1 protein-coding gene is annotated in these 234 nt (G+C 51.3%); it reads right to left on the bottom strand.

Annotated elements, in window-relative coordinates:
* Window positions 1-234 (bottom strand): hypothetical protein (locus AAEY78_RS15075; RefSeq protein WP_352340321.1); only part of this gene is annotated, 234 nt, incomplete at both ends.

The raw sequence follows: 234 nt of genomic DNA, 5'->3' as shown, positions 1-234 counted from the left end.
CCAAAAGGCATTGGCGCCTAAGGTTTTAAGTAAACTGAGGTTTTTGGGTTGTATTTCAAGTAACGGCAGCATGCGTTCACGGGCGGCGATTAATGCGCTGTGGGCTTCGTCGGTATTGCCGCGCGAATAGGCCACTTCGCCCATGGCCTCTAAGGTTTGGCTGTGTTGAAACTGGGCTTCAAAGCTTAACGTGCTGACATCGTCGGCAGAAAAGTCGCTGAAATATTCCAGCGC

Origin of the sequence: Psychrobacter sp. 16-MNA-CIBAN-0192 (assembly GCF_040309565.1) — a bacterium.
In the GTDB taxonomy this organism is placed as follows: Bacteria; Pseudomonadota; Gammaproteobacteria; order Pseudomonadales; family Moraxellaceae; genus Psychrobacter.
The sequence above is the reverse complement of the archived record's forward strand: the minus strand, read 5'-3'. Positions and strand labels throughout refer to the sequence as shown.